This is a genomic window from Kitasatospora sp. NPDC098663 (assembly GCF_044760075.1).
Classification (GTDB): Bacteria; Actinomycetota; Actinomycetes; order Streptomycetales; family Streptomycetaceae; genus Kitasatospora.
On the sequence record NZ_JBIWAP010000100.1, the window covers coordinates 1 to 9,810 of the forward strand.

The window sequence follows — 9,810 nt, forward strand, 5'->3', positions numbered from 1 at the left end:
GTGCACGGTCGGAGACTGCCGTCCACCGGGGAGCCCCCACCGCCCCCCACCCGTGAGTCAAGGACGATGGCGAGCTCAGACCGGAACGGCCGGCACCAGGACGACGAGCACCACCAGGAGCACGCCGGGCCGCTACTCGCTCGTGCAGGGGCACACCTCAGTGCCGCAGGACTCGCCGTCCTCGCCGACGCATTGCACCGCCAGGCAGCACATGCACCAGTCGCACCTGCGGTTGAGGTCGCGCATCCGCGCCCAGTCGTCCGGATCGCCCATGCCGAGCATCTCGTCAAAGATCGTGGCCATACCCGAGATTAACGAGCGGCACACCCTTGCATCACGACCCGACGGCGACCCGATCCCCGACTCCGGAAGCCGCGGATTTCCGGTGATCGAAGTCGGTCACACCTCAGACACTTGAGTGACCAGGGCGAGGGCCGGGCGCTCGGCGCCGACCTCCGCGACGTCCTGGTCCTCGTCGGCGACGTCGTCCCCCTCCTCGTCGTTGACGGCGTCGAACAGGCGCCGACCGTACGGCTCGGTCTCGGGGCCGCCTTCCATCCACCGCTCGCCGAGCGCGCACACCCGGTCCATGTTCGCCAGCAGTTCCAGGTAGGCCCGGGCCAACTCCCGGGTGCCGGAGCTGACCATCGGGTCGTTCAGGATCGACTGCGCGGAAGCCGCGGATACGTACGTCATGCAGTGCCCAACGACGCGCGCGCTGACGGGTCGCGGCCGTTGGTCGCACCTCTGGCATTTCGGTGATCTTGGTCAGGGAGTGCCAAGGTATCGTCACCCGCCGCTGCCGATACGGTCCCTGGATGAGCACTCCACACCGCCGCCCGCTGTCCCGCCGCGACCTCCTCGACGACGAGCACCAGGCCGTCGAGTCCGGGACCGCCGGCGCCCGCCGACTCCCGATCGAAGCCGTGGTTCTCGAAGGCCTGGCCGCCGTCGCCGACGTCCACCAGGAGCACGCCGAGCCGCCCCGCCGACGCCCCCTCGGCACCGGCCCGGGCGCGTGAAACTGGAACAGTAAGCACTAACTCGCTGCACCCGGTTACCGCGCGAAACTGCCCTCCGCGGGCGGAGCGAGTTAGTGCGAACTGGGCCCAGTTCGCGGCCCGCTCGCAGCGGAGCGAGCTATCCCGTTGGACTGTCCAACCGGGCACGAAGACCCCGACCGAGGACGGCCGGGGTCTCGGCTTTCTTGCGCCAACTCGCGTCCGCCGACCTGTGGTGATGCGCCAACTCAGCCCCGGGCGCGGGCCCGTTCGATGCCTGCCACGAGCGCATCGGCCTGGGCGGCCTGGGCGGCGCGGCGGCGGCGGAGGAACTCGGCCTGGGCGTCGTTGGGCTGGGGCCAGAGCGCGGTTCGCCGGAGGTCGTCCAGCGCTTCCGGCGACGTGTACTCCGACCACCACATCGGCACCGGGGTGTTGGTCTGCCGCCGTTCCTCGGCCACCTGCTCGGCGACCTTCGCCGCCTCTGCCCGTGCCTGCTCGGCCTTCTCCAGCCGGGCCTTGGTCTCCGGTTCGTCGGCGGCCTGAGCCAACGTCGACATGCGCTCGGCGACGTCGGCCTGGTCGAAGCCGCGGCGCCAGACCGCGACCCGGGCGGCCATCTCGGCGCGGGTCATGCGCCGCAGAACTTCGGCGGCGGTGAGCGTGGTGGTGGCGGGCTCCAGGTGCTCGGCGTCGAAGACGTCGGCGCCCCAGACCAGCGCCCAGGACTCGACCAGGGCGCGGACGGCGCGGACGCCGCCCGCCTCAGCCGCCTTGAGGAGCGCGAGGGCGCGGCCCTTGCGGCGGGCGATGTGGCGGTACCAGGTGGCGGCCGGGATCATCGCGAGCCGGTCTCCGGCGGCGGCCTCCTCGGCGGCCACCTTGCCGTCGTCGCGGGCGTCCAGCTCGAAGCCCATCTCCGCCAGCAGCTTGCGCAGGCCGTTGGACCAGTACAGGGACCGGATCCCAGAGGCGACGGACTCGAACTCCCGCCACAGCGCGACGTCGCGCGGGTCGGCGTCGGGGAGCACGGCGGCGCGGGCGATCTCGATCGGGGTCCGGTGTCCGCCGTTGCCCACCTTGACGTCCTGGCGGGTCATTTCGGCGGCGACGCCCCAGGACGCCTTCCCGTCCTGGCCCTTCATCAGGTAGCGGGCGAGCTTGCCTGACTCTCCCCGGTCCGGGGCGTCGATCCGTACGCCGACCGGGCTGCCGTCCTGGTCGAACTCGACGGGCAGGTAGGCGCCGGCCTTTTCGAGCGCGGCGGACCAGACCTCAAAGGCGAGGTGCTGCAGCTGCTTGACGCGCTCGGCCCCGAGCGGCCGGGCCAGGAACAGCAGCACGTGGTAGTGGACGTGCCACCCGTTCTCTCCGTGGGTGACCTCCCAGGCCCGGACGAAGCCGCGGACCCCGAAGCCCTTCTTCGCGTCGCGCCAGCGGCGGCCCGCGTTCTGACCGAAGCCCTCGCGCCAGGCGACGCGCTGTTGTTCGGCGAGCGCCTCCAGGCGCTGGCGCTCGTAGTGGCGCATGGTCAGCGTCATCATGACCAGGCCGCAGCTCTGGCACTCCCAGAACCGGCCGACCTGGTCCAGCTCGTCCTGGCGGACGCGGCGGATCGAGGTCTGGCAGCACGGGCAGACGTGGACGGACCCGCAGGTGACGACTCCGGCGAATCCGGCCCGGCCGTTGCGGATCACCGGCACCACGCCGCCCGCCAGGACGGACAGGCCGCACCTCGCCAGCCGCTCCAGGCCGGTGACCGCCCGCAGGCTCTCCCGCAGCTCGAACCGCCCGTCGCGGGCGGCGGTGTCCGCGTCCGAGGCCATCGGCGTACCGGCGTCCGCGCCGCTGAACCGCGCGTCCGGATTTGCCGTGACGGTGTCCGGTTTGCCCGACTCACCGTCGTGATGCAGGCCGCTGACCTGCATGTCCGTAGTTCTCGCGGTAGTACCTAGGCGCGCGTCCGGATTTGCCGAGGAGGTGCCGCCTCGACCCGCCGTCGGGGTGGGCGCGGCCCTGCGGGCCATGCGCTTGCGGCACGCGTCGGAGCAGTAGACACGGACCCTTTTGCCCGGAATTGGGGTGAGTTGGGCGCCGCAGGTGGCACACGCGAGGAGGCGCTTTTCGGGCACCTGGACAGCAGAAAGCGCCACGCTGGTCGGCGACTCGCCGGGTAGCGGTGGCGCGGGATGAGACGACTCTCGTACGCTGGACACAGGACCTCGGTCGGTGAGATGGGCGAGGTTCGGCTACGCGGAGGTCCGGTCCTGCCAGGGACTGGGCCTTCAGCCGTTTCTGGAGTTAGTGATCCCCTGATCCTGCCTCACTCGGCGGGCGGCCGTGGCCGTACGCGCCGGGTGGGGGATGTGAGATGCGAACGAGGCCCGGACCGTGGTGGTCCGGGCCTCTGGCGTTGGGTCAGTACTTCACCGGTCGGACGTTGGTTCCGGCGAGCAGCATCACCTGGCCGTCGTCGGCGACGTCCTCGTGCCAGTCCCAGACGATGGCGCCGGCCGGGGCGGTGGTCTCGTAGCCCAGCACGCCCAGGGCTTCGGCGCGGGCTTCGACGGTCGGGATGGTCTTGGTGCCGAACTCCTCGGTCGGCCAGTCGGCGACGTTGCCGGGCAGGGCGACGAACAGGTGCCAGGTGCCGTGCTGGCCCTGGGCGAAGGTGGCGCGGTAGGTGGTCACGATCGGTCTCCTCTGGTGTGTCAGAACAGCGTGTCGGCCGTGTCGGCCGTGTCGGGGCGGGTGTCGAGGGTGGCACGGGCGGCGCGGCGGCGGCGGTCGGTGCCCCGCCAGCAGGGCGGGCACCAGGCGGCGAGGTCCGCCGGCGGAAGCGCGGCGGCCTCGCGGTCGGAGAGGTCGGGCTGACCGACACAGAGCCGGGCCGGGCCCTTGGCGGCCTTGAGGTACTGGCCGTGTCGGGTGTCGCAGCGAAGTCCGGAGCGGCCGTGTCGGGTGCCGCAGGCGCCGGTGCACTCGCAGGTGTATCCGGCGCGGGTCATGACGGTCGTCCAGGCCGGGGTGGGGGCGATCGGGTCGGCGGTGGCCGGGGTGGGGGTCGAGGTCTCGAACAGCACGGGTGCCTCCGTGGTCGATGTGTCGGCCGACGATCGGGCGGCCGGGGCCGTCTCCACCGGCGGGCGGTGGAGGCGACCCTGGCGGTCCGGGCGGTCAGTCGAGGTCGGTGATCGACGTCTGGCCGGGCGTCTCGGCCGGGGCGGCGGTGACGCGGTTCCAGGCCTGGCGGAGCCGGGCGGCACCGGCCACGTAGCCCAGCTGCCGGAACCTCAGCTCCATGTCGCGGTACGACCGGGGCGGGTCGATTTCGGTCCGGATCATGTGGACCACGACGTCCAGCTCGACGTCGCTCAGCGGGGCGCCCGGGGTGGGCGGCACGGCCGTGTCGGGGGCCGTGTCGTCCGTGTCGGCCGGGGTCTCGACCTCCGGCTCGGGGGCGGCCTCCGGCTTCGGCTCGTACACCGAGACCGGGTCCAACTCCGCCTCGGGAGCGATCTCCGGGGTCGGCGCCGGCACCGGAGCGGCGGTCTCGACGGCGGCGGCCGGAGTGGCCGACACGGGCTCCGGGTCGACCGGCACGGCCGTGTCGACGGTCGGCTTGGTCGGGGTCGGGGTCCGGCCGTACAGGCTGTCGATGGCGGCGACGGCGGCGGCCGCGGTCCGCTCGGCGTAGGCGTCGGGCAGGGCCGTGCCGAGTCGCGTGTCGCCCGCGCCGATCCGCCGGGCGAGGCGCCAGGCCGCCCGCTCCGAGCGCCGGCGGATTCGCTCGTCCGGGTGACGCTCGGCCCGGGCTCGGTGGTACTCAACCAGCCGCAGGGCGTCGCCGGTGCGGCGGTCGCCCTCTGCGTCAACGCCGGTGCGGTGGACGACGATCGAGCGGGCGAGCAGACCCGACAGCTCGGCGGCGGCCGTCATGGCGAGCGGGGACACCCCGTAGGCCACCCGGGCGGCGTCCGTCGGGGCGATCACGATCCCGGCGACGGCGGCGGCGACCGGGATGCCGATCAGGCCGAGGCGCATGGCGGCCGGGTAGGGCCGCTGGATCAGCGTGAGGCCGAGCATCGTCAGGCCGAGCACCAGGATGGCGCCCTCCCCAGCGGCGACGACGCCTACGGCTGTGCCGGAGCCGAGTGCCTTCTTCGCGTTGGCGTAGGTCCCGGCGGCGCCGGCAGTGCCGACGGCGGCGCAGACGGCGAACAGGGCGGCGAACACGGTGCGGGTGCCGGGGGTGAGGTGGCGGGTCTGCATGATCGTCACTCCCCGATCCGGATGGTCTGGGTGACGGTCTGCGTCACGGTCTGCATGACCGACAGGGCGCCGCCCGTGCCGGACCGGCCGCGTCGACCGGCGACAGCCGCGACGGCGACCCCGGCGAGGAGGAGGAGCGGGAGTCCGGCGGCGGCGCCGGCAGCGAGCGCGGCGACGCCATCGGCGAGGAGGCCGAGCGCGGCCGACAGCATCCAGGCCCCGCCGCCGATGCCGACGGAGGCGACGGCCGTGCCGACCGCCCAGCGCGGAACGACCGGCCCGGCCGGGGCGGCGGCCCGGACCACGGGGAGGTCGGACGGGAGCGGGACCGGGACGTAGACCGGCTGACCGCTCGGCAGGTACGCGATCGTCATCGGCGCGGCCGGGGCGACGGCCGGGGCGGTCGGGGCCGCGACCGGCGCGGCCGTGGTGAGTCCGGCCGGGGTGTCCGGGATCAAGGCGGCCAGGAGGTCGGCGGTGTCGATCGGGTGGCCATACTGGGGGGCGTTCACGGGTGCCTCCGTGGGCGGTTGGAGCCGTCCCGGTGCCTCGGGGCGGCTCTTCTGCGTGGGGTGTGCGGGTCGGTGTGCGGCGGGGTGTGCGGGGGCTGTGCGGCCCCCTTCACACCCCGCGTGATGTGGGAATTCGCGCTGTGCGGCTGTGCGGGGTGTGCGGCTGTGCGGGCGGTCCTACGACCCGGCCAGGACCGGCACCAGGCGGTACACGCCGTCGGTGCCGGTGGGGGCCAGGCGCCCCTCCTCCGAGAGCTTCTTCATCTCCTTGGAGACCCACGAGCGGTCGCGGGTGATCTGGCCCAGGTACGGCGCGAGGTCCTTCACCGCGACCGTCCCGGGGGCGATGCTCGCCAACGTCTCCACGATCGTCAGCAGCATCTCCCGCGCGTCCTCCGGCCCGAGCTTGAGCGGCGGGAGGGCGATCGGGTCGCCGACCGGGGGGATCTCGGCCGTGGGGTCGATGCCCTCGTCCTCCGGGTCGACGGGGATGCCGGCGTCCTGGTCGTCGTCGGCGGGGGTTTGGTCGGACAGGTACACGGAGGTCTCCGTCTGCTGGTCGGAGTCGAGGCCCGCGCGGGCCCGACGGTCGGTGAAGTAGCCGCCGACCGCCTGCTCGGCGGCGGCGGCGGTGATCGGGTCGGTCGGGCGCCGGACGGCCGCGAAGGTGCCGACGGCCCACTCCGCCAGCTCGACGTAGTCGGCGGCCGAGCCGGTCCAGTACGTCCGGGCCGGGTTCGCGTGCATGTCCTCGTCGATCCCGGCCGACACGGCGTAGACGTAGCCCTTGCGCTTGTTGCCCCAGGCCGCCGGGTTCGCCCCGGCGTCCAGGACCTCCTCCGGCAGGGCGAACTGGGCGTCGTCGCCCCGGACGCCGAAGCACAGAGCCGCGGGCAGGCTCGCCCGGGTGTCGGTGGAGAGCTGGTAGCCGGACGCGCGCTGCATGGAGAGGACCAGCGAGACGCCGGCGGAACGCGCCTCCTGGGCGACCCCGGTAAAGGCGTCCTCGCCCATCTCCCGCAGCGGCTTGGCCGCCTCCTCGATCCAGGCGAGGAGGTACGGCAGCCCCTCGCAGCCGCAGGCCTTGAGCTTCTTGCAGGAGTGGGCCTTGCTGGTCTGGCGCTGGGCGGCGGCGGGCTCCCAGGCCCGGTAACCGTGGTCCCGCAGCCACCGCGTCCGGGCGGGGATCGCGGCCTGGACGGCGGCGACCATCGCCATGGTCGACGGCATGTCGAAGGCGCACCAGTCGATCGCCGGGGCCAGCGGCATGAAGTCCTGTCCGGCCTTGGCCGCGTCGCTAAGCCAGACCGTGACGTCGCAGCGGGTCAGGACCTCCAACAGGACATCGAGGCCGCCCTCGGTCTTGCCGGAGCCGGTCATCCCCATGATCAGGATGTGGATGGCGTCCAGCAGCGGGAGGAGCAGAGCGGACCCGTCGTCGTAGACGCCGATCCGCAGCGGGGCGGCGATCGAGTCGCCGGGGGCCGAGGGGCCGGGCCACCGGGTCGGGTCCTTGAGCATGTCGGTCGGCACGATCACGAAAACTCCGCGCCGGGCCGAGTCCGGGTCAGGCTGGAAGCGGATCGCCGAGCCGGGGACGTCAAGCGCGGAGGCGATCAGCGGCATCGCCTTGGCCACGTCCTGGTTGGTCAACTCCCCGGCCGGGAGGGCGATCGGCACGGTCACCCGGTTCGGCTCCACCATCGCCTTGCCCAGCTTGGCCTTCGCGAGGCCGACCTTCTCCAGCAGGCTCGCGTCGCGCTCGCCGCCGTCCTGCTTGTCGTTGCCCCGGGTGAGCTGGCGCACGTTCCAGGAGAGGGCGACGACCGGGCCGCCCATCAGGTAGAGGTCCGGCAGCGGCCCGGCCATCGGGCCCGCCAGCGCCGCCCCGGTGAGCCAGGCCGACGCCACGCCGGTGGTCACCGCGAGGTGGATCCGGCGGGCCTTGCTCATGCCCGATCCGGCCCACCAGGACGCAGCGGTCACCGCACCCGAGGAGAGCGTCAGACCGACGGCCGCCGCCGTCGAGCCCTCCCACGCGATGTTCGCCGCGACCCCGGCCACCCCGACGCCGGCAGTACCGATCCACGCCGGGAGGTACGGCTTCGAGCGGTGAACCAGCCAGGCGCCGACAGCCCCGGTGGTGCTGGAGTTGAGCCGCTGCTCGTGCTTCTCGTGCTCGGTGGTGGTCTTCTCGGACATGAGCTGATCTCCTTCCGGGGTCCGGGCCTAGAACTTGAAGGGGGTGGCCGGGCGCTGGGGCCGGGGCTGGATCAAGTTCGAGTACTCGCGCTGGAGCGCGGCGTGGGCGGCCACCGCGTTCTTCGCCCCACTCGTCATCGCGTCGGCCGTGCGCAGCAACTTCCCGGCGACGCGGCGGGCCCGCAGGCGACCGGCCCCCGGGTGGTCGCCGGGCATCTTCGCCGCCTGCGACAGCCGGGCCTCCAGGATCTTCCCCGCGATGGCCAGCTCGATGGCCATCTGCGTCATCGCCGCCCGCACCGTGTTGCAGTACGCCCGGACGTCGTCCGTGCTGTCGAAGACCGGCTCGCCCAGCAGGAAGTGCGACCCGCCACCGCCGCCCTGCTGCTGACCGCCGGCACCGCCGCCCTGCGGCTGCTGACCGTTGCCCCCCACGTTCACGTTCAGCGTCGGCGCGAACTTCGCCGCGAACCCCGGAGCGAAGGTGGCACCGCCCATCCCGAACCCGTTGCCGACCGTCGCGGACCCACCGGCCGCCGAGCCCGTACCCGTGGTGCTGTTCTTCGTGGTGTTGACCACTGTCGTCTCCCCATGGCGAGGCCGAGCCCCGGCCGGTGATCCCCGGTCGGGGTGTTGTGCCACTCCAGAATGGGGGCGTTCTGACAGAACGTCAAGCTGTTCCTACTGATTGCATGTTCGGTCTGTCAGCGGTACCGTCCGTTCCATGACTACGACTCGACCTGCGTACCGGCGCGTCGCCGACGTGATCCGGGGACGGATCAAGGACGGCACCTACGCGGCCGGGGAACCCCTGCCCACGAGCAAGCAGATCGCCGACGAGCTGGACGTCAGCCAGGGCACCGCCGAGAAGGCGTTCCGCATCCTGGCCGCTGAAGGCCTGATCACCATGACGACCCAAGGAACTCGCGTGACCCGCATCCCGAACAAGATCACCCGTGCCGTCCCCGAGCGGTACGAGGCCGCCTACCGCGAGCGCGGTCGAGGCGCGTTCGACGTCGAGGTCCGCGAGCGCGGCCACGAGCCCCGGTGGGAGACCACCGTCACCGAGACCGACGAGTACACCGTCCGCACCCGACGCATGTGGGCCGATGATGTCCCGGTCCAGATCGCGGTGACCCGAATCCCCAAGTCCGTGGCCGACGCCGCCGGGCTCTCCGGCGAGGAAACCGGCGCGGGCGGCATGATCAGCCGCCTCGCCGAGTCGGGCCGCAAGCAGGCCCGGATCACCGAGGAGATCGACGTCCGCCCGCCCACGGCTGAGGAGGTCACCTTCCTCCAGCTCACCGAGGACCACCGCGTCTACGAGTTGACCCACACCGCCTGGGCCGAGGACGGGCAGGTCACCGAGGTGACCAGCCACGTGATGCCGTGCCACCACTGGCGGCTCACCTACAGCTGGACCCCCGACGCCACCGCGTAGCCCCCGCCGACGGTCGACCCGAGGCCCGACACCCCCTGGTGTCGGGCCTTCGCCGTGCCTGCCGTCGGAAGGAGCGTCAGCTCACCTCACCGACTTGCCTCCGGCGGGCCATCTCCGGGGAACCGGGGGCCCGGATTTCGAGTGCGGCGTGCATCGGGGCTGGGCGTGGTTCAGGTGGGGGCTCCCCGGCGGACGGCACCCAAGGGCTAGCACACCGCCCGGAGGCCCCTCACCGGCCGCGCGCGGACCGTGCACGCCTGGCGAGATGGTCGGGGCCCCCGGACGGCGTGCACGGTCGGAGACTGCCGTCCACCGGGGAGCCCCCACCGCCCCCCACCCGTGAGTCAAGGACGATGGCGAGCTCAGACCGGAACGGCCGGCA

Annotated in this window: 11 protein-coding genes; 2 read left to right on the top strand and 9 right to left on the bottom strand. The window is 72.9% G+C overall.

Annotated elements, in window-relative coordinates:
• Nucleotides 1-132: 132 nt before the first annotated feature.
• Nucleotides 133-303 carry a hypothetical protein gene (locus ACIQVZ_RS41675; RefSeq protein WP_402458175.1) on the bottom strand — a complete coding sequence of 57 codons (171 nt, stop codon included), beginning with the start codon at nt 301-303 and terminating at the stop codon, nt 133-135.
• Between the two features lie 96 nt (nt 304-399).
• Complete coding sequence (locus tag ACIQVZ_RS41680) at nt 400-696, bottom strand: hypothetical protein (protein ID WP_402458178.1); 297 nt, start codon at nt 694-696, stop codon at nt 400-402.
• 122 nt (nt 697-818) lie between these two features.
• Between ACIQVZ_RS41680 and ACIQVZ_RS41685 the strand changes: the two genes are divergently transcribed.
• Nucleotides 819-1,022, top strand: coding sequence for a hypothetical protein (locus ACIQVZ_RS41685; RefSeq protein WP_402458180.1), 204 nt, complete (start codon nt 819-821; stop codon nt 1,020-1,022).
• A 227-nt stretch (nt 1,023-1,249) separates the two neighbouring features.
• Here ACIQVZ_RS41685 and ACIQVZ_RS41690 read toward each other — a convergent pair whose 3' ends face one another.
• The 7 genes from ACIQVZ_RS41690 to traA form a co-directional block, all read right to left on the bottom strand.
• Nucleotides 1,250-2,929: a protein rep gene (locus ACIQVZ_RS41690; protein ID WP_402458182.1), complete on the bottom strand. Its 1,680-nt coding sequence runs from the start codon at nt 2,927-2,929 to the stop codon at nt 1,250-1,252.
• Nucleotides 2,930-3,419: 490 nt separating this feature from the next.
• Nucleotides 3,420-3,692 carry a DUF6303 family protein gene (locus tag ACIQVZ_RS41695; protein WP_402458185.1) on the bottom strand — a complete coding sequence of 91 codons (273 nt, stop codon included), beginning with the start codon at nt 3,690-3,692 and terminating at the stop codon, nt 3,420-3,422.
• A gap of 20 nt (nt 3,693-3,712) precedes the next feature.
• Nucleotides 3,713-4,084: a hypothetical protein gene (locus tag ACIQVZ_RS41700; protein WP_402458188.1), complete on the bottom strand. Its 372-nt coding sequence runs from the start codon at nt 4,082-4,084 to the stop codon at nt 3,713-3,715.
• Between the two features lie 94 nt (nt 4,085-4,178).
• On the bottom strand, nt 4,179-5,273 hold the full coding sequence (locus tag ACIQVZ_RS41705; RefSeq protein WP_402458190.1) for a hypothetical protein: 1,095 nt from the start codon (nt 5,271-5,273) through the stop codon (nt 4,179-4,181).
• A 5-nt stretch (nt 5,274-5,278) separates the two neighbouring features.
• Nucleotides 5,279-5,785: a hypothetical protein gene (locus tag ACIQVZ_RS41710; RefSeq protein ID WP_402458192.1), complete on the bottom strand. Its 507-nt coding sequence runs from the start codon at nt 5,783-5,785 to the stop codon at nt 5,279-5,281.
• A 177-nt stretch (nt 5,786-5,962) separates the two neighbouring features.
• Nucleotides 5,963-7,987, bottom strand: a complete 2,025-nt coding sequence (locus tag ACIQVZ_RS41715; RefSeq protein ID WP_402458195.1) for a sporulation protein SsgA — start codon at nt 7,985-7,987, stop codon at nt 5,963-5,965.
• A 27-nt stretch (nt 7,988-8,014) separates the two neighbouring features.
• Nucleotides 8,015-8,566 (bottom strand): plasmid transfer protein TraA, encoded by a 552-nt coding sequence (gene traA, locus ACIQVZ_RS41720; RefSeq protein WP_402458198.1) that lies wholly within the window; start codon nt 8,564-8,566, stop codon nt 8,015-8,017.
• A gap of 145 nt (nt 8,567-8,711) precedes the next feature.
• Here traA and ACIQVZ_RS41725 point away from each other — a divergent pair, with 145 nt between their 5' ends.
• The gene (locus ACIQVZ_RS41725) at nt 8,712-9,428 is read left to right on the top strand and encodes a GntR family transcriptional regulator (RefSeq protein WP_402458201.1); all 717 of its coding nucleotides are present in this window, start codon (nt 8,712-8,714) and stop codon (nt 9,426-9,428) included.
• Nucleotides 9,429-9,810: the final 382 nt, after the last annotated feature.